The 18,457-nt window shown below is 66.7% G+C and carries 17 protein-coding genes and 2 tRNA genes; 5 read left to right on the top strand and 14 right to left on the bottom strand.

Annotated elements, in window-relative coordinates; all coding sequences use genetic code 11:
* Positions 1–19: 19 nt before the first annotated feature.
* Positions 20–637 carry a TetR/AcrR family transcriptional regulator gene (locus FU260_RS00285; RefSeq protein ID WP_147915239.1) on the bottom strand — a complete coding sequence of 206 codons (618 nt, stop codon included), beginning with the start codon at positions 635–637 and terminating at the stop codon, positions 20–22.
* 74 nt (positions 638–711) lie between these two features.
* Between FU260_RS00285 and FU260_RS24445 the strand changes: the two genes are divergently transcribed.
* The 3 genes from FU260_RS24445 to FU260_RS00275 are packed head-to-tail and all read left to right on the top strand — an operon-like array spanning position 712 to position 2,862.
* A complete protein-coding gene (locus FU260_RS24445; RefSeq protein WP_328592985.1) occupies positions 712–930 on the top strand; it encodes an SDR family NAD(P)-dependent oxidoreductase in 219 nt (72 codons plus the stop codon).
* Entirely contained in the window at positions 866–1,459 is a 594-nt protein-coding gene (locus tag FU260_RS00280) for an SDR family oxidoreductase (RefSeq protein ID WP_268957763.1), read from the top strand. The genes FU260_RS24445 and FU260_RS00280 overlap by 65 nt, the downstream gene beginning before the upstream one ends.
* Complete coding sequence (locus FU260_RS00275) at positions 1,456–2,862, top strand: MFS transporter (RefSeq protein ID WP_147915238.1); 1,407 nt, start codon at positions 1,456–1,458, stop codon at positions 2,860–2,862. The genes FU260_RS00280 and FU260_RS00275 overlap by 4 nt, the downstream gene beginning before the upstream one ends.
* 104 nt (positions 2,863–2,966) lie before the next feature.
* On the opposite strand, the gene FU260_RS00270 is transcribed toward FU260_RS00275, so the two are convergent.
* Positions 2,967–3,347, bottom strand: a complete 381-nt coding sequence (locus FU260_RS00270) for a VOC family protein (RefSeq protein WP_147915237.1) — start codon at positions 3,345–3,347, stop codon at positions 2,967–2,969.
* A 209-nt stretch (positions 3,348–3,556) separates the two neighbouring features.
* Between FU260_RS00270 and FU260_RS00265 the strand changes: the two genes are divergently transcribed.
* Positions 3,557–4,366, top strand: a complete 810-nt coding sequence (locus FU260_RS00265) for a hypothetical protein (RefSeq protein ID WP_147915236.1) — start codon at positions 3,557–3,559, stop codon at positions 4,364–4,366.
* A 37-nt stretch (positions 4,367–4,403) separates the two neighbouring features.
* Here the strand turns inward: FU260_RS00265 and FU260_RS00260 are convergent, their stop codons facing one another.
* Positions 4,404–5,351: a phage baseplate protein gene (locus tag FU260_RS00260; protein ID WP_147915235.1), complete on the bottom strand. Its 948-nt coding sequence runs from the start codon at positions 5,349–5,351 to the stop codon at positions 4,404–4,406.
* Positions 5,352–5,547: 196 nt separating this feature from the next.
* Here FU260_RS00260 and FU260_RS00255 point away from each other — a divergent pair, with 196 nt between their 5' ends.
* The gene (locus tag FU260_RS00255) at positions 5,548–6,411 is read left to right on the top strand and encodes a TIGR03620 family F420-dependent LLM class oxidoreductase (protein WP_147915234.1); all 864 of its coding nucleotides are present in this window, start codon (positions 5,548–5,550) and stop codon (positions 6,409–6,411) included.
* Positions 6,412–6,471: 60 nt separating this feature from the next.
* Here FU260_RS00255 and FU260_RS00250 read toward each other — a convergent pair.
* From FU260_RS00250 to dnaA, 11 genes are all read right to left on the bottom strand, one after another.
* Positions 6,472–6,544 (bottom strand) — tRNA-Ala (locus FU260_RS00250).
* Positions 6,545–6,609: 65 nt separating this feature from the next.
* Complete coding sequence (locus FU260_RS23740; RefSeq protein ID WP_210418166.1) at positions 6,610–6,732, bottom strand: DLW-39 family protein; 123 nt, start codon at positions 6,730–6,732, stop codon at positions 6,610–6,612.
* A 28-nt stretch (positions 6,733–6,760) separates the two neighbouring features.
* A tRNA-Ile gene (locus tag FU260_RS00245) sits at positions 6,761–6,834 on the bottom strand.
* A 94-nt stretch (positions 6,835–6,928) separates the two neighbouring features.
* The gene (locus FU260_RS24515) at positions 6,929–7,240 is read right to left on the bottom strand and encodes a DUF3566 domain-containing protein (RefSeq protein ID WP_235912127.1); all 312 of its coding nucleotides are present in this window, start codon (positions 7,238–7,240) and stop codon (positions 6,929–6,931) included.
* 328 nt (positions 7,241–7,568) lie between these two features.
* The gene (gene gyrA / locus FU260_RS00235) at positions 7,569–10,193 is read right to left on the bottom strand and encodes a DNA gyrase subunit A (protein ID WP_235912126.1); all 2,625 of its coding nucleotides are present in this window, start codon (positions 10,191–10,193) and stop codon (positions 7,569–7,571) included.
* Between the two features lie 17 nt (positions 10,194–10,210).
* Positions 10,211–12,247: a DNA topoisomerase (ATP-hydrolyzing) subunit B gene (gyrB, locus tag FU260_RS00230; RefSeq protein ID WP_147915232.1), complete on the bottom strand. Its 2,037-nt coding sequence runs from the start codon at positions 12,245–12,247 to the stop codon at positions 10,211–10,213.
* A gap of 204 nt (positions 12,248–12,451) precedes the next feature.
* Positions 12,452–12,979: a DciA family protein gene (locus tag FU260_RS00225; RefSeq protein WP_147915231.1), complete on the bottom strand. Its 528-nt coding sequence runs from the start codon at positions 12,977–12,979 to the stop codon at positions 12,452–12,454.
* A gap of 82 nt (positions 12,980–13,061) precedes the next feature.
* Entirely contained in the window at positions 13,062–14,264 is a 1,203-nt protein-coding gene (gene recF, locus FU260_RS00220) for a DNA replication/repair protein RecF (protein WP_147915230.1), read from the bottom strand.
* 65 nt (positions 14,265–14,329) lie between these two features.
* The gene (gene gnd / locus FU260_RS00215; RefSeq protein ID WP_147915229.1) at positions 14,330–15,223 is read right to left on the bottom strand and encodes a phosphogluconate dehydrogenase (NAD(+)-dependent, decarboxylating); all 894 of its coding nucleotides are present in this window, start codon (positions 15,221–15,223) and stop codon (positions 14,330–14,332) included.
* A gap of 43 nt (positions 15,224–15,266) precedes the next feature.
* Positions 15,267–16,394, bottom strand: a complete 1,128-nt coding sequence (gene dnaN / locus FU260_RS00210; protein WP_147915228.1) for a DNA polymerase III subunit beta — start codon at positions 16,392–16,394, stop codon at positions 15,267–15,269.
* Between the two features lie 460 nt (positions 16,395–16,854).
* On the bottom strand, positions 16,855–18,333 hold the full coding sequence (dnaA, locus tag FU260_RS00205) for a chromosomal replication initiator protein DnaA (RefSeq protein WP_147915227.1): 1,479 nt from the start codon (positions 18,331–18,333) through the stop codon (positions 16,855–16,857).
* Between the last annotated feature and the right edge of the window lie 124 nt (positions 18,334–18,457).

Genomic DNA, 18,457 nt, shown 5'->3' with positions numbered 1-18,457 from the left:
GCACGTGCCCGGGCACCGGTCATCGGGGCGCGGCGGCAGGGGGCCTCGGCCATGCCTGCATAGCCGTGCCGGCCGCCGCCTCCAGATCCGCCCGTGCGGCACCGTCGCGGGCGAGCAGGGCCAATCCGTGCCACACCGACACCGCGAACGTGGACAGATGCTGGGCATCGGTCTCGCGTGGCAGGGTGCCTGCCGCGATATCGGCCCGGATCTTCTCGGCAATCCTGGCCGCGGTGTGGGCGCGCCGCTCGCGCAGACCAGCGGCGATCTCGGCGGAGGCGGGGCTGTAGTTCGTGGCACCGCTGATGATCAGGCACCCGTGGGGGTGCCCAGGGAGGGTTTGCTGACGCACGGCGCCGAGCAGCAGCGCAGCAACGGCGCTGCGCGCATCCGGTTCGTTCTGCAGGGCATCGTCGATATAGCCGCCATAGCGCTGGCCGTAGACCTCCACCGCCTCCTCGAACAGGGCGCGCTTGCTGGTGAAAGCGTGATAGAGGCTGGGTGCGGCGATGCCCATCGCGCCGGTCAGATCGCGCGTGGCGACTGCGTCGTAGCCGCGCTCCCAGAACAACAGCATCGCTCGCTCCAGTGCGGCATCCCGATCGAAGCTACGTGGCCGTCCTGGTCCTGCAGTCATCTTGTAATTGTATAGCGGTTGATCCGTAATCGGGTACGTTGTTGTATATCGCTCGCTATACAACAGGAGGACGCATGCGACTCGAGGGCAGAACAGCGCTCGTGACCGGCGGCGGCCGGGGTATCGGAGCGGCGGTGTCGAAGCGGCTCGCCGCCGACGGTGCCCGGGTGCTGGTGCACTACGGGACGCACGCCGCGGCAGCGGAAGACACGGCCGCAGCGGCGCGCAGTGCGGGAGGCCGACACGATCGGGGCATCGTTCGGTCAGGGCGACCCGGAAGCCGAGGCGCGTGACTTGTGGGAGCGAGTGGACGCCGTCGTGGAGGGGATCGACATCCTGGTGAACAACGCCGGGATCGCCGATCCTCGTGGACCGATCGAGAGTATCGATTCGGCAGGCTTGGATCGCCTGTGGGCGATCAATGCCGCTGCGCCGTTCTTCGTCACCAAGCACGGGCTAGCGCGGATCGCCGACGGCGGTCGGATCGTCAACGTGTCGGCGCACCTCACCGAGGGGGCCGCCCAGCCCGACCTGATCGCCTACACGATGACCAAAGCGGCAGTGGACGCATTCACCAGGGCGCTGGCCAAGCAGCTCGGCCCTCGAGGCATCACGGTCAACGCCGTGGCGCCAGGGCCGGTGGACACCGAGATGAACGCCGGCTGGCTCGATGCCGCCCGGGAGATGGTCGCCGGGCTCTCCCCGTTGGGGCGGGTGGCCGAAGCTCGTGATGTCGCCGATATCGTCGCCTTCCTCGCCTCTCAGGACAGCCGCTGGGTGACCGGTCAGCACGTCGACGCTTCCGGCGGTGCCCTGCTGTGACCGCCCTGGCCATGCGTAGTCAGCGGCGCGCCCGGTGGGGCTTCGTGGTGCTCGGGGCTATCGAGTTCCTCACCGTCATGGATGCCTCTGTGGTGAACATCGCGCTGCCGGTGATCCAGGAGGAACTGGGATTCGACGGATCGGCGGTGTCGTGGCTGATCACCTGCTACCTGATCCCGTTCGCCGGGATGTTGTTGCTCGCCGGACGGCTTGGTGATGTGGTCGGCCATCGCCGGCTGTTCCTGGTCGGCACCGCGCTGTTCACGCTGGCGTCGGCCGGGTGCGCGCTGGCGAGTGAGTCCTGGCAGCTGCTGATCGGACGATCGGCCCAGGGGCTGGGTGCGGCTCTGGTGGTTCCCGCTGCTCTTGCCCTGATCGCCGCGATCTTCGCGGAGGGACCACAGCGCAACCGGGCGCTGGCCATCTTCGCCGGTATGGGTGGGATCGCGGCACCGGTCGGACTGGTGGTCGGCGGTCTGCTCGCTGGTATCCAGTGGTCGTGGATCTTCTGGCTGAATGTGCCACTCGGTGCAGTGGTGCTGCTGCTCGCCCGGACGGTGCTCCCCGCATTGCCCCGCTCCGCGGCCCGGCTCGATATTCTCGGCGGAGTGGCTGCTACCGGGGCGGTGGCGCTGCTTGCCCTCGCCGCCACGGCTCTTGCCGAACCCGGGCCGATTCCGTGGACCGGCGCGGCGATCGGTGCACTGGTGTGCGCGGCGGTCCTGGTGTGGCGGCAGCGCTCGGCGCGTGAACCGCTGATCCCGCGAGCGCTGCTTCGGCGACGCTCGGTCACGGTCGGTGCGGTGCTCTTCATGCTCGTCGGCACGATCTTGCTCGCCACGTTCTACCTCGTCACGCTGTACCTGCAACAGGTGCGAAGCCTGAGCCCGGCAGCGGCAACGTTGGTTTATCTACCGCTGCCGCTGGCCATGTTCGCAGGCACCCAGCTCGCCCCCTGGCTGCTCGCCCGGGTAGCACCTCGCCAGGTGCTCGGTTTGGGGTTCGCGATCCAGGGCGTCTCGCTCGCCCTCTGGACCCAGACCAGTACCGAGACGGGCACTCTGGTCACCGGGCTGCTGCTACCGGCGTTGCCATGGGCGCTCGGGTTGGGGATGTCGATCGTGACCGCCTTCGTGGTCTGCACCAGCGGCGTCCCGGGTCGGGACGCCGGAGCGGCCTCCGGCCTGGCGACCAGTGCCTACCAGGGAGGTGGCGCCGTCGGCCTCTCCCTGCTGGCCGCGCTGGCAGCGGCCAGGAGCGAGAGTCTCGGAGGCGGCACGACGGCGGAGCTCGCCGGCCAGCACACCGCTCTGTGGATCCTGGCGCTACTCGCAGGATTCGGTGTGCTGCTCACCAGAGCGTTGCCCGGCACCGGTCGGTCGGCCGATGCTTCCCTCCGGTGACGAGAGAAACTCAGGACGTAGGTCCCGCACGGAAACGGGCTTCGCCAAGTACCACCGATCGGATGGCCAGGTTCAGATGGCCAGGTACGGATGGCTGGGTACGGCTAGCCGGCGGCTCGCGCTTCCTGCACAGTACGGCGCAGCAGGCAGAATTCGTTCCCCTCGGGATCGGCGAGCACCACCCAGGGGGCGTCGGCGTCCTGGCCGACGTCTGCGCGCTGGGCACCGAGGCCCAGCAGCCGGTCGAGCTCAGCACGAGTCGGCAGTCCGTCGGCGCGCAGGTCCAGGTGCAGGCGGTTCTTGATCGTTTTGCTCTCAGGTACGGCCACCACGTCGATCGTCGGCCAGGAACCGTCCGCCGGACCGATCGTGATCAGGCCGTCCTCTTCGTCGGTCCGGTTCCAGCCGAGGGCCGCGCACCAGAAGTCGGCCACCCGCCGAGGGTTGCGGGCATCGATCGCGAGGGCTGAGATCTGACTGGACATGCCACCATCGTGCCTCACCGTGCGGTGAGCCTGTGGAGCGCGGCCAGCGGCGCCGCTAGGGCGTACAGTGGCGCGCCAGGGGAATGGGGAAGAGGGGAAACACCATGAACAATGAGCACGTAGGGGAAGGACGTCAGGTCCAGCACGACGGCGGGGCCTCACCTTCAGGTCAACGGCCGGCGCCGCGCAAGCGCAGGCGTCGAGGGTGGGTGATCGGGCTGTCGGCGGCCGGCCTGGCGGCCATGGTCGCGGTTGTGCTGGTGGTGCTGTCGATGACCGTGTGGTCAGCGCCCGACCGCCGGGACTACGAGCTGGCGGCGAGCTTTACCGATACCTCGACCGGGTACTTCGTGATGATCGTCTCGAGCACGGAGTCCGGCTGGCTCGACCTTACCGATGGCGCACCCGTGGAGGAGCACGTCGCCGCGGCATACGAGGCCGCTGCCTACTTCGACGATCACATGGAGGGGCTGAGCGGACTGCCGGCGGTGTCCGAGGACCCGGAGATCGGGGCGCTGTTCCAGGAGTTCGAGAGCGCCTACGGCATCAGTCGCGACCGCCTGCTGGCGATCGCGGACGCGATGCCCTCGATGTCGCAGTACTTCGGGGCATGCCGCGGCGCCCTCGCCGACCCGATCTCGGATATGCGGCTGGGAATGTCCCGGGCGGACTTGGACCAGGTGATGGCCGACTATGACCGGTCCCGGGTCAGGTGCACTGAGGTACTGGAGGCGATCGCGGGTGGCGAGCACGAATGGATGCGCGAGTATGCCCAGGCTCAGCTCGATCTCTGGCCACCGGTCCGAGAGGCGACCGAGGACGTCGGGCGTGCCGGCGTCGTCGACGACCGGCCGGCCATCGATGAGGCCACCGAGCGAAGGACGGCTGCGATCGAGGAGTTTCAGAGCGCTCAGAACGAGTTCCAGGCCGAGTTCCGAGAGCTCACCAAGGAACGACCGAGCTCCGAGAGCAGCGAGGCGCTCATCGCCGCACTCGAGGCGAAGATGGAGGAGTCCTGACCCTGCTCCCGCAGCGCACTCATCGCCGGCAGCTCTGCTAGCGCCGATCCAGGAAGTAGAGGTTGGATCGCCGGTCGCCGGTCTCACCCGAGGCAAAGCCCAGGTGCAGCCACGGCCGGCGGTTCGGACCGATGGCCAGCCCTTCCGGCTCCCGGAAGTCGAGCGAGTCGGCGGTCAAGTTGTGCACCCGCTCCACCAGCTCGCCGGTGCGCCACTCGATCCGCGAGAGGTAGGTGTTTCCGGGGTACGGATTGGTGTCGCTGTAACTGTTGCCGTCGATCGTGTACAGATCCTCACCGTCCAGTGCGTACCCCTGGAACGTTCCGAGACCCTCCGGCTGTGGAAAGTCCGCGATCCGCTCGGGAACCTCACCGCGCAACATCTCGGCCAGGGGGACGATCGCCAGTCGCTTACCGGCGTCGGTGTGGTATCGCAGCGCCATCCGACGATGCCGGTGGTCGATGGCACAAGTGTATTCGAGGGCCTCCGGGACGGGACGGTGCGTCTTGGCTTGCGGATCATCCCGGTCCAGGACGGCGTCGTGCTGCCATGGCACCTGTTTCAGAACAGTGCCGTACCCGTTCTGGTTGGCTTCTCCCTCGACCCACAGGTCCAGCCCGCCGGTCCGGGTGCGGTGAACACCGAAAGAAACCGCATGTCCGTAGCCAAGGAGGGTCATCCAGCCGAGAACCTGGCCATCGGTACTCATCTCGCTGATCCGCAGGTCACCGGCAGTACCCGGTGAGCCCGCCAACAGCTGGGCCACAAAGAGCCGCCCGAACCGGGGCTCAAAGGCAAAGGCCTGCTGCACGGTGACCGAGGACAGCGGGGCACCGCTGTACAGCGTCTGCGCCGGTGCGCTCAGATCGAAACGCTTCGGCCTCGCGGACGCAGGGAGCGCTGCCCCGCCTACGACGCCAGCCGTCAATCCACCCAGCGCCGCCACTCGCAGCACACTCCGGCGATCCCACAACTTCGTGTCCATCTGATTCCCTCGGTACGGTGCCGCCCCGAACCGGACGACGGGTTCTGCACGTTACCGAGGTGCGCGCCGCTGTCATCGCGACCGCACATATGAGTGATGCCCCATCGTCCTTTCTGCATCGCCCGCGGATTGACCTCAACCAAGGTTCAGTTTCTACGATCGTTCGGACGCGATGGTCCACCGAGAGGAACCCGAGATGACGACTACCCAGCCGAGCCCTGCACATCTGGACCGGACCAGCATCGGCCCCCTCGGGGCCAGTCTTCAGCTGGCCGAGGACGGCAGCCACCTCAAACAGGCCTTGGAGCTGGAGCGCCTGGGCTATTCCGCCCTCTGGCTCGCTGGTGGGCAGTTGGCGACCCTTGCCCCGATCGATGAGATCCTCCGGGCCACGAACACGATTCGCGTCGGTACCGCCATTATTCCGCTGGACGTGCACGATCACGCAGCTGTGCTCGCCGCCCACGAGGAGATCCAGCAGGAGCACCCGGGACGCTTCGTCGTTGGTCTCGGGGCGCCGCAGCAGGGACCGCGTCCGATGGCGTCGATGGACGCCTTCCTCGATCAGGTGGAGGCGGCAGATCGGCCGATACCGCGAGAGCGCAGGCTTCTCGCCGCCCTCGGGCCGCGGAAGCTCACGATGGCACGAGACCGGTTTGGCGGGGCGATCACCCTTCTCGTCACCCCGGAGTTCACTGCAAGAGCGCGACAGAGGCTCGGGTCCGATCGCATCCTCGTGGTTGACGAGATGCTCGTTCTCGACACCGATGCGGAACGGGCTCGAGCGGCGGCGCGAGAACTTCTTGGCTTCCTGCTCCAGGTACCGGGCTACCGACAGAACGCGCTTCGGATGGGGTTCAGCGACACCGAAGTGGACACCCTCGATGATCGGCTGGTGGACGCCCTGGTGGGCCGCGGAGGTCCGGACGCCCTCGCTCAGCGGGTGGTCGCACAGCACGCTGCTGGTGCAGACCACGTGGTGGTCAACCTGCTCGACACGGACGCCTCCGAGCCGTTTCTGCACCGAGCCGCCGCGCTGGCCGAACGCCTACTGCGGTAGGGAGGAATCGCCGTCGTGGGCAGTACCTCTGGCCTCAACCAGGCCAGGGCGTCGGAGACGTGGAGCCAACGGGACTCGAACCCGTAACCCCCTGCTTGCAAAGCAGGTGCGCTACCAATTGCGCCATGGCCCCTGGATGTGGAGTTGTCCTCGCGTGCCCCCGTACGCGAGCGGTCGGCGTGCGCCCGCCGATCAATTCTACTCGGGGAGCGGGTCGGTGACCTCTTCCCACTGCTGCCGGACCTCACGGTCCTCGGCAACCTTGCGCCAGACGACCACGCCGGCTGCTACCAGCGCGGCGAGGGCCAGAACCTTCTTCACGAGGATGCTCCCTCCACGACCGGCAACGTGGGCCTAGCTGGACTCGAACCAGCGACCTCTTCCTTATCAGGGAAGCGCTCTAACCGACTGAGCTATAGGCCCCGAAACTCACGATTCTCACGCGAGCGCGCGAGCAGCACACTACCTTAGCGGCGGTGCCGCGACCAAAACACGGCCGTGAGCCCGATCACTCCACTCACTCATCGGTGAGCGTGAGGTGCAGGCCACCGACCATCGCCGCCACCAGGTTGTAGACGAAGGCTCCCAGCGTGCACAGAGCCGTGAGCAGCACCACGTCCACGATCGCCACCACCGTGGCCACGGAGATCACCCGGGAGAACTCCACATACTCAAGCAGCTCACCGAACTGCTCCATCGCGCCTATGTCCTCGATCAGGCCCTGGATCTTGGCGAAGACCTCCATCGAGTTCAACACGCCCCAGACCACTGCCGTAGCCACGACGATCCCGATGCCGATCGCGATTGAGAGCAGGAAGGAGAGCTTCATCACCGACCACGGATCCACCCGGGAAACCGCGAGCCTGATCCGCCGTGGGCCCGTATCCGAGGCCCCGGCCGTCGCGGCTCCGGCGGTGGTACCGCCGGCGGGCCGGGAAGTGCCCGCATACGCCCCCGCCCCACCCGTACCGGCGCCCGTGCGAGGACTGCGCTCCGGCGCCGACGTGGTCTGCGCACCGGCTGGGCGGGACCCACCCGGTCCAGCCGGAGGAACGCTTGCCGGGGGAATGGAGGCAGGCCGCTGTGCGGTCGGCAGGCTGCGTGCCGAGGTTCGCACCGGCGTGCTGCCGGTGTGCTGCGTGGGATGGCTCATCGGTCTAGTCCTCGCCTTCCGCCGATGCTGCGCTCGACGGTACGCCATCATTGCCTGTGCTGGCACCCTCCGCTGCCGGTATGTCACCGTCCTCAGCGGCCTCCGCCTCGACGGCTTCCACCTCGGCTTCGGCAACAGATTCCAGGTTTCGGGTGATCGCGATGATCCGGTCGCCCTTATCGGGCTTGGCGAATGTCACACCTTGGGTGGTGCGCCCGGTGAGGTTGACCTCGCTCACCGCTGTGCGCACGATCTTGCCCTTCTCCATGATCACCAACACCTCGTCATCGGCATCGGTGATCAGAGCGCCGACCAGATCGCCGCGTGCCTCGACCAGGTTGGCCACCTTGATGCCGAGGCCGCCACGGCCCTGGACCCGGTACTCCGAGACCCGGGTTCGCTTACCGAAGCCACCCTCGGTCACGACGAACAGGTCGGAATCGTCCCGAACCACGGCCATCGACAGCAGCGAGTCGTCCTCGCGGAACTTCATCCCGGTCACACCGGAGGTGGCGCGGCCCATCGGCCGCAGTGCCTCATCGGTAGCGGTGAACCGCAACGACTGGCCCTTGCGGGAGACCAGCAGCAGGTCCTCGTCGGCGTTCACCACGCGTGCCGAGACCAGCTCGTCCACCTCACCGGCTGTGTTCTCCCGCAGGTTGATGGCGATCACGCCCCCGGTGCGGCTGGAGTCGTACTCGGTCAGTCGGCTCTTCTTCACCAGCCCGGAGTTGGTGGCCAGCACCAGGTAGTCCGCCTGCTCGTAGTCGCGGATCGCGAGTACCTGAGCGATCTTCTCGTCCGGCTGGAATGCCATCAGGTTCGCCACGTGCTGGCCCTTGGCGTCCCGGCCACCCTCGGGCAACTCATATGCCTTGGCCCGGTACACCCGGCCCAGGTTCGTGAAGAAGAGCAACCAGTGGTGCGTCGTCGTGACGAAGAACTGGTTCACGATGTCGTCCCCGCGCAGCTGGGCGCCACGGACGCCCTTACCGCCGCGGTGCTGAGCGCGGTAGTTGTCGGTACGGGTGCGCTTCGCGTAGCCACCGCGGGTGATGGTGACCACCACGTCCTCTTCGGGGATCAGGTCCTCGATGGACATATCGCCGTCGTAGGGCAGGATCGTGGTGCGGCGCTCGTCGCCGTACTTGTCCACGATCTGGGTGAGCTCGTCGCCCACGATGGTGCGCTGGCGTTCTGGGGACGCGAGGATGTCTCGGTAGTCCGCGATCTCCGCCTCGAGCTGGGCGAACTGGTCCAGGATCTTCTGCCGTTCCAGGGCGGCCAGCCGGCGTAGCTGCATCTCCAGGATGGCGTTCGCCTGGATCTCGTCGATCTCGAGCAGCTCGATCAGCCCGTGGCGGGCGTCCTCGACCGTGGCGGACCGCCGGATCAGCGCGATCACGTCGTCGAGGGCATCCAGCGCCTTGATCAGTCCGCGGAGGATGTGGATCCGGTCCTCGGCCTGCTTCAGCAGCCACTGGGTGCGGCGAACGACTACTTCGATCTGGTGGTTCACCCAGTGCCGGATGAAGGCGTCCAGGCTGAGCGTTCGCGGCACGCCGTCCACGAGGGCGAGCATGTTCGCCCCGAAGGTGTCCTGCAGCTGGGTGTGCTTGTAGAGGTTGTTCAGCACCACCTTGGCTACCGCATCGCGCTTGAGGATGATCACCAGGCGCTGCCCGGCGCGGCCGGAGGTCTCGTCCCGGATGTCGGCAATGCCCTGGACCCGGCCGTCCCGCACCAGCTCGGCGATCTTCGCTGCCAAGTTGTCGGGGTTCACCTGGTACGGCAGCTCGCTGACCACCAGGCAGGTGCGGTTCTGGATCTCCTCCACCTCAACCACGGCGCGCATGGTGATCGAACCACGGCCGGTGCGGTACGCCTGCTCGATACCGCGGATACCGAGGATCTGGGCCCCCGTCGGGAAGTCCGGCCCCTTGATCCGCAGCAGCAGCGCGGCGAGCAGTTCCTCGGCGGTGGCCTCCGGGTTCTCCAGCAGCCAGCGCACACCGTCGGCCACTTCGCGCAGGTTGTGCGAGGGGATGTTTGTTGCCATCCCCACCGCAATCCCGGACGACCCGTTCACCAGCAGGTTCGGGATCCGGGACGGCAGCACGAGCGGTTCGCGGGTACGGCCGTCGTAGTTGTCGCCGAAGTTGACGGTGTCCTTGTCGATGTCGCGGACCATCTCCATGGCCAGCGGCGCCATCTTGCACTCGGTGTACCGCGGAGCGGCGGCCGCGTCGTTACCGGGAGAGCCGAAGTTCCCCTGACCGGCCACCAGCGGGTACCGCAGCGACCACGGCTGCACCAGCCGCACCATCGCGTCGTAGATCGCGCTGTCACCGTGCGGGTGGAACTGCCCCATCACATCGCCGACGACCCGGGAACACTTGGAGAACGAGGACTCCGGCCGGTATCCGCCGTCGAACATGGCGTACAGGATGCGCCGATGGACCGGCTTGAGGCCGTCCCGGACGTCCGGCAGCGCGCGTCCCACGATCACGCTCATCGCGTAGTCGAGGTAGGACCGCTGCATCTCCAGCTGCAGATCGACCTGTTCGACCCGGTCGGTCAGCACCTGTTCGGAGCCCTCGTCACCAGAGGGGGTGTTGTCGTCACTCACTTAGATAAGTTCCTAACTCAGACGTCGAGGAAGCGCACATCGCGGGCGTTGCGCTGGATGAACGAGCGACGTGACTCCACGTCCTCACCCATCAGGACGGCGAAGATCTCGTCCGCCGCGGCCGCCTCACCGATGGTCACCTGGCGCAGGGTGCGGGTATCGGGGTCCATCGTGGTCTCCCACAGCTCGCGGTAGTCCATCTCGCCCAGACCTTTGTACCGCTGGATGCCGGTCTCCTTGGGCAGGCGGTGGTTCTTCGCCAGCCCGTCGGCCACCATCACATCCCGCTCCTGGTCGCTGAACACGTACTGGTGCGGCGCATTCGTCCACTTGATCCGGTACAGCGGCGGCTGTGCCAGGTACACGTAGCCGTGTTCGATCAGTGGCCGCATGTAGCGGAACAGCAGTGTGAGCAACAGGGTGCAGATGTGCTGGCCGTCCACGTCCGCATCGGCCATCAGCACGATCTTGTGATACCGCACCTTGGTGATATCGAAGTCTTCGCCGATCCCGGTGCCGAACGCGGTGATCAGCGCCTGCACCTCCTGGTTGGCCAGCGCCTTGTCCATGCGGGCCTTCTCCACGTTCAGGATCTTCCCGCGGATCGGCAGGATCGCCTGGGTCTCCGGGTTGCGGCCCTGCACCGCCGAGCCACCGGCGGAGTCTCCCTCCACGATGAACACCTCGGAGATGGACGGGTCCCGGCTGGAGCAGTCCTTCAGCTTGCCCGGCAGGCCGGCTCCCTCGAGCAGCCCCTTGCGCCGGGTGGCCTCCCTGGCCTTACGAGCGGCGAGTCGCGCCGCAGAGGCCTGGATCGACTTGCGGATGATGTCCCGGGCCTCGTTCGGGTGAGACTCCAGCCAGGCGCCGAGCTGGTCGAAGACCACCTTCTGGGTGAAGGTTCGCGCCTCGGTGTTGCCCAGCTTGGTCTTTGTCTGTCCCTCGAACTGCGGTTCGCCGAGCTTGATGGACAAGACGGCGGTCAGTCCCTCCCGGACGTCGTCGCCGGTGAGGTTCTCGTCCTTCTCCTTCAGCAGCTTGTTCTCCCGCGCATACCGGTTGATCAGCGTGGTCAGCGCGGCGCGAAAGCCCTCCTCGTGGGTGCCCCCCTCGGAGGTGTTGATCGTGTTCGCGTAGGTGTGCACGCTCTCGGTGTAGGCACCGGTCCACTGCATCGCGATCTCGAGCGAGATCTGCCGGTCGGTGTCCTCTGACTCGAAGTCGATCACCTCGGGGTGAATCACTTCCGAGCGCTTGGCCGCGGTGAGGTGCTTGACGTAGTCGATCAGACCGTCGTCGTACTTGTAGGTGACGGTACGGGTGCGGTCGGAGTCCGCGTCATCCGCGGCATCCTCACCGGCTACCTCGTCTGCTGTGCCGGTGTCACGCTCGTCGGTGATGGTGATCTGCAGCGACTTGTTCAGGAACGCGTACTGCTGCATCCGTGAGCGGAGCGTCTCGAAGTCGTACTCGGTGGTCTCGAAGATCCCCGGGTCCGCCCAGAACGTCTGTACCGTACCGGTCTCGTCAGTGGCCTCCAGCTGCTGCAGCTCGCCCACGGGAGCGCCGCCGTCACCGAACTCCTGCCGCCAGAGGTAGCCGTCCCGGCGCACCTCGGTGACCATCCGCGCGGACAGGGCGTTCACCACGGAGACACCTACGCCGTGCAGACCACCGGAGACGGCGTACCCGCCACCGCCGAACTTCCCGCCGGCGTGCAGGATCGTCATCACAACCTCGACCGTGGGACGCCCCTCGGTGGGGTGGACTGCTACCGGGATGCCGCGGCCGTTGTCGACCACCCGCAGTCCTCCGTCGGCAAGCAGGGTGATCTCGATGTGGTCGCAGTATCCGGCGAGCGCTTCATCCACGGCGTTGTCCACGACTTCGTACACCAGGTGGTGCAGACCCCGCTCACCGGTGGAACCGATGTACATACCCGGCCGTTTGCGGACTGCTTCCAGACCCTCAAGAACGGTGATGTTGCCGGCGTCATAGCCAGTCGACCCTGCTGTAGTGGATCCGGCCCCTGGCCCTGTCGTCTCGTCAGCCACGTTCTTCTGGCGCTCCTATCGTCATCGGTGCACGTCTAGGGCACCGATCCGGGTGGAGCCGGTGCCACTACGTGCCGGCCCAGGGTGGAGGTGAAGGTTCACTGCCCCCCGGACGGTCCATTGATTCTACCTCGAAACAGTGCAGAATCCGAGTCTGTCCACAGTGTTGTCCACAACGTTTGCGCTGGGCTGTGGACAACTGTTTCAGCCGTAGGTATCCCGGGGTCCACGACCACCCTGCACGCGCCGAGGACCTTTGCTCCACGAGGGCCCGCCAGGGCCTAGAACCTTGATCGAGGTGACCACCCCTTCGCCGACCTCCTCGGCCAGGCGGCGGTCCAGCTGCGGCGTGAGCAGGCGGATCTGGGTGGCCCAGGCCGTGGAGTCGGTACGTACCACCAACACGCCCTCCTCGAAGGTCTCCGGGATGCAGTGGTCGGCGATCTGGTCACCGACCACCTCACGCCACCGACCGATCACGCCACCGATGGACAGTGGCTGCTTCCAGCCGAGCTGGCGGGCGAGGTTGTTCACGGTATCGCCGAGTGGAGCGGGGTCTCGGGCGGACTCGGTGGCAGCGGGGAGGTACACCCCATCATCACGACGGCGGGGCTTACGTCGGGCGGTGCCCAGCCCCTTGGCCCGGGCTGCTTCTCGTGCCCGGGCCAGTGCAGCGCGGGCCGCGCTGTCCGGGTCCTCGGCTGCAGCCGGCACCTCCGGGTGATCGCGCACCTTCGGGTCATCCGACAGCTCTGGGTGATCCGACAGCTCTGGGTGATCCGACAGCTCCGGCCACTGATGCTGATCCGCGGGGTCATCGGACACGGGTGGCCACCGATCCCATCACGTCCACCCGGGCACCCTCGAGAACCTCGGGTACGTCCTCGGCCACCGCAGCAGTAATCAGCACCTGCTCGGCAGGTGCGATCAACCGAGCGAGGCGATCGCGCCGCCGTACATCCAGCTCAGCGAACACATCATCGAGGATCAGCACCGGCTCCGAGCTCTCGTGCCAGTCATCATCAGCCTTGAGCAGCTCGTAGCTGGCCAGCCGCAGCCCGAGCGCGAGCGACCAGGACTCCCCGTGCGAGGCATAGCCCTTGGCCGGCAGCTCGTCCAGGAACAGCTCCAGATCGTCGCGGTGCGGGCCCACCAGGCTGACCCCGCGTTCGATCTCCTTGCCTCGCAGGTGAGCCATCGCCTCAAGCAGCCGTGCCTCCACCACATCAGCCTGGGTGAGTGCCTCCACATCGGTGTCCTCGAACCCGCTGGTCCGCGCTCCGCCGGGACCGTCCTGACCGGCCATCGCCCGGGCCACACTGGCGCGGTAGAACATCCGCGCTTCGCTCTGTCCGGCGCTGACCTGCTCGTAGGCGTGGGCCAGGTGTGGACGCAGCGCGTTCACCAGCTGTACCCGTGCCGCGATCAGCTGGGCGCCGGCTGCGGCCGCCTTGTCATCCCACACGTCCAGAGTGCGCAGATCGAGCGAGGTGCCAGAGCGCCGTTGCGTACCGGCGGACTTCAGCAGGGCATTGCGCTGGCGCACCACGCGTTCGTAGTCGGCGCGCACACTGGCGAGCTTGGGACTAAGCAGTACCAGCAGCTCGTCCAGGAACCGCCGCCTCCCGTCCGGATCTGCCTTGATCAGGCTGAGATCTTCGGGAGCGAACAGCACGGTCCGCAGCCGGCCGGCCAGGTCCCGGGCGCGGGGCAGCGGGGCACGGTTGAACCGTGCCCGGTTCGCCTTCCCGGAGACCAGCTCGAGCTCCAGTAGGGCGCTGCGATTCTCCCGCACCACTTTGGTCTGGATGATCGCCCGTGGCGCGCCCGCTCGCACCAGCGCCGCATCGGCGGAGACCCGGTGCGAGGAGAAGGTGGACAGGTAGCCGAGCGACTCCACCAAGTTGGTCTTTCCTTGCCCGTTCGGACCAACCAATGCGGTGATCCCGGGCTCGAAGGAGAGCAGCAGTTCGGCGTAGGACCGGAAGTCGGTCAGTGCCAGGTCAGAGACGTACACGAGCCTTCACCCGCCCAGCTGGCTCATTCCCAGGGTGAGCTGGGAGAACGAGGTGAGCTCCGCCGTCATTCAGCGGAAGGTTTCGTGGCGTGGCCACCGAACTGCTGACGCAGCGCGGCCACCGCCTTCATCGCGGGAGAGTCCTCCTGGCGGGAGTCGAACCGGGCGAACAGGGCCGCACTGATCACCGGTGCGGGGACCGCCTGCTGCACGGCCTCTTCCACGGTCCACCGGCCCTCACCGGAATCGGCGACGAAACCGCGGATGTCATCGAGGTCCGGATCCTGGTTCAGCGCCTTCACCAACAGCTCCAGCAGCCAGGACCGCACCACGGTGCCCCGCTGCCAGGCCTCGAAGATGGCACCGACGTCACCGATCAGGTCATCGCGGGCGGCAAGGATCTCGTAACCCTCGGCATACGCCTGCATCACGCCGTACTCGATGCCGTTGTGCACCATCTTGGCGTAGTGCCCGGCGCCGACGGGACCGGCATGGACGAAACCTTCGTGCCGGGGCCCGTCCGGGCGCAGCGCATCGAAGATCGGCATCAGGTACTCGATGGTCTCGTCAGCACCACCAACCATCAGCCCATAGCCGTAGGTCTCACCCCAGACACCGCCGGAGACGCCGGCGTCCACATAGTGCACACCCTTGGCTGAGAACTCCTCAGCGCGGCGCAGGTCATCGGAGAACTTGGAATTACCACCATCGATAATCACGTCCCCGGACCCGAGCAAGCCGGCCACGTCTGCCACGACGGTCTCGGTGATCTCCCCGGCCGGGACCATCACCCACACCACCCGACGATCGCCGTCGAGGGCCGAGACCATCTCGCTCAGCGAGGTGACGTCGGAGATCTCCGGATTCTGATCGAACCCCGTGACCTGATGCCCTTTGGCCCGGAGCCGGTCGCGCATGTTGCCGCCCATGCGACCCAGTCCTACGAGTCCGATGTGCATCAGCGCGGTCCCTTCGTGAGCGTGGCGGTGGTCGAGCTGGCGATCAGGCTCCGAACCGGATCGGCATCAGCAGGTAACGAAACTCCTCGGCGTGGTCAGCGCCGTCGATGGTGTCCTGACCGGTCATCACGGCCGGCTTGGATGGGTGCGTGAACGACAGGCGGACGAATTCCGAGTCCAGCGAGCCGAGACCGTCGAGGAGGTACTGGGGGTTGAACGCCGTGCTGATGTCCTCGCCCACCAGGGTGGACTCCAGGGCTTCGGAGGCCTGGGCGTCATCCCCCTGCCCGGCCTCGAGGACCACCTGACCTTCGGTGAACGACAACCGGATCGGAGTGTTCCGTTCGGCGACCAGAGCCACACGTTTCGCCGCCTCGACCAGCTCAGCGGTGGTGGTGACCGTGTGCGTGCTGGTCTGCTCCGGGAACAACCGACGCACCGGCGGATAGTCACCTTCGAGCAGCAGCGAGGTGGTCCGGCGCCCACCCGCCTCGAACCCGACGATGTCGCCACCCTCGGCCAGGGCCAGCTCCACGGAACCGGCGCTGGAAAGGTTCTTCGCCACATCGGAGAGGGTACGAGCCCGCACCAGCGCCACCCGGGACACCCCCGGTGCGGCCGGTGACCAGCTCACCTCGCGCATCGCCAGTCGGTACCGGTCGGTGGCGAGCATGGTGACCGTGTCACCCTCGATCTCCACCCGCACACCGGTGAGCAGCGGAAGCGTCTCGTCCCGGCCGGCGGCCATGGTCACCTGGGCGATCGCTCGGGCGAAGGCGTCGCCGTCGATCGAGCCGGTGACCTCGGGCAGATCCGGCAACGACGGGTACTCATCCACGGGCATCGTCAGCAGCGTGAACCGGGAGGCGCCGCAAACCACGGTGACCCGGTTGCCCTCCACCGCAACTTCGACCGGCTTGCTCGGCAGGGCGCGGGCGATCTCGGCGAGCAGTCGACCGGAGACCAGAACGGATCCGGCCTCCTCGACCTCGGCTGCCACCGTGGAGCGGGCCGAAACCTCGTAGTCGAAGGTGGACAGCACCAGGCTGCCCTCGGCGTCAGCACTGAGCAGGACACCGGCAAGCACCGGCGAAGGCGGGCGGGTCGGAAGGCTTCGAGAGGTCCAGGTGACGGCGTCGGCCAGTACGTCTCGCTCCACCCTGAACTTCACGATGTGGGCCTCTTTCTGATCGTCGTGCGTGGGCTACCGAGCATAGTGAGTCAATAGCGTGTCATGTCCACGTCTCCAGCCGGAGCAGGACAGGGGTCTGCCTCCGAGGTTAGACGACGCTGCGCAGATGTGGGTGCTCGATCCGGTATTCGATGCAGTTCGCGTTCCAGGCAGTGCTCGATCGGTAGTTGTTGGTTATTCACATCTGATCAACGTTAAAGGTCTCGTGGTCGTCATCGGTGCTGTGGACACTGGGGGCAAGTCACATCACTGCAGGTCAGAGGGCTCAGCGGGGTGTGGATAGACACTAGGACCGCCGTGCACAGGGCCACGGGCCGGCTGTGCACGGCGCCTTCCGGTCCCGGCTGCGTCCACGGACTGGAGCGATGTTGTCCACCGAGAGAGGGTGGGTTTCCACGATTGTCCACAGCCTTGTCCACAACTGTGCATCACGGGCGTCTCAGGAGCGCTGCTGCTGCTTGATCCGGTTGGTCAGCTCGGTCACCTGGTTGAACGTGGACCGTCGCTCGGCCATCTGCTGCCGGATCTTCTTGTTCGCGTGCATCACCGTGGTGTGGTCGCGGCCGCCGAAGAGCTGTCCGATCTTCGGCAGCGACAGCTCGGTGAGCTCGCGGCACAGGTACATCGCGATCTGCCGGGCGTTCACCAGCACGCGAGATCGGTCTGCGCTGCACAGTGCCTCGATCGTGACGCCGAAGTAGGAGGAGGTCTGCGCCATGATCATCGACGGCGTGATCTCGGCCCCGTCGGTATCGGTGATCAGGTCCTTGAGCACCATCTCCGCCAGCGGAAGATCCACCGACTGCCGGTTCAGGTTGGCGAACGCGGTGACCCGGATCAGCGCCCCTTCGAGCTCGCGGATGTTGGAGGAGATCTTCGAGGCGATGTACTCCAGCACCTCACTCGGCGCCTGCAGCGACTCACTTCCCGCCTTCTTCCGGAGGATGGCGATCCGGGTCTCCAGGTCCGGCGGCTGCACGTCGGTGATCAGACCCCACTCGAACCGCGAACGCATCCGGTCCTCGAACCCGTTCAAGTGCTTGGGTGGCAGGTCGGAGGTGATCACCACCTGCTTGTTGTCGTTGTGCAGCGTGTTGAAGGTGTGGAAGAACTCCTCCATGGTCTGTTCCTTGCCCTGCAGGAACTGGATGTCATCGATGAGCAGGACGTCCACGTCGCGGTAGCGGCGCTGGAACGCCTCGGCCTTGTCGTCCCGGATGGAGTTGATGAAGTCGTTGGTGAACTCTTCGGAGTTGACGTAGCGCACCCGGATGCCGGGGTAGAGGCTCTTCGCGTAGTGCCCGATGGCGTGCAGCAGGTGCGTCTTACCCAGACCGGACTGTCCGTAGATGAACAGCGGGTTGTACGCCTTGGCGGGCGCTTCGGCGACGGCGGTCGCTGCGGCGTGCGCAAACCGGTTCGAGGAGCCGATCACGAACGTGTCGAAAGAGTAGTTCGGGTTCAGTCGGGCGTTCGGGTCCACTCCGGTGGCGTAGTTGTCCACTCGAGGAGCCGGCGCCGGTTCAGTGGGACGCTCGCTCGCGCGGGGAGTGGGGGTAGAGGTGCGACGGTCCGGTTCCGCTGGTGCCGGTTCCGGCTGCTGGGTGCTGCGGGTGTCGCGGCTGGGGTGGTCCTGGTCCTCCAGCGAGGGGTCCACGGTGACGGCGATCCGCACGGTGCGGTCGAGGGCGGTGGACAGGGCCGAGATGATCGACTCTCGAGCTCGGGTCTCGATGTAGTCCTTCGCGAACTCGCTGGGCACCGCGAGAAGGATGGTTTCGTCGATCACGCCCAGCGGCTTGGTGAGCCGGACGAATCCCGCCTGTGCGCCGCCGAGATTTCCGCGGCTGTCGAGTATCTCGACGGCCCGTTCCCAGGCCTGAGTGAGGTCGGTGGGATCGACTGGCGATTCTGACACTGGCCCCCCTGCCTGAAGGATGATGGTGCTGACTACGGTGCCGCCAGCAGGTGGCGACGTGACGCTGACGGTGATCCACAACTCTATCCACAGACTGTGTGTAACCGCGCGTTGGGTGACTTTA

It is taken from the genome of Ruania zhangjianzhongii (assembly GCF_008000995.1).
GTDB lineage: Bacteria > Actinomycetota > Actinomycetes > Actinomycetales > Beutenbergiaceae > Ruania > Ruania zhangjianzhongii.
The sequence above is the reverse complement of the archived record's forward strand: the minus strand, read 5'-3'. Positions and strand labels throughout refer to the sequence as shown.

What these genes read in the sequence shown, in the direction of transcription:
- FU260_RS00285 (WP_147915239.1), bottom strand. Translation starts at nt 637, where the DNA reads ATGACTGCAGGACCAGGACGGCCACGTAGCTTCGATCGGGATGCCGCA.
- FU260_RS24515 (WP_235912127.1), bottom strand. Translation starts at nt 7,240, where the DNA reads ATGAAGCTCTCCTTCCTGCTCTCAATCGCGATCGGCATCGGGATCGTC.
- FU260_RS24445 (WP_328592985.1), top strand. Translation starts at nt 712, where the DNA reads ATGCGACTCGAGGGCAGAACAGCGCTCGTGACCGGCGGCGGCCGGGGT.
- FU260_RS00255 (WP_147915234.1), top strand. Translation starts at nt 5,548, where the DNA reads ATGACGACTACCCAGCCGAGCCCTGCACATCTGGACCGGACCAGCATC.
- FU260_RS00270 (WP_147915237.1), bottom strand. Translation starts at nt 3,347, where the DNA reads ATGTCCAGTCAGATCTCAGCCCTCGCGATCGATGCCCGCAACCCTCGG.
- gnd (WP_147915229.1), bottom strand. Translation starts at nt 15,223, where the DNA reads ATGCACATCGGACTCGTAGGACTGGGTCGCATGGGCGGCAACATGCGC.
- FU260_RS00260 (WP_147915235.1), bottom strand. Translation starts at nt 5,351, where the DNA reads ATGGACACGAAGTTGTGGGATCGCCGGAGTGTGCTGCGAGTGGCGGCG.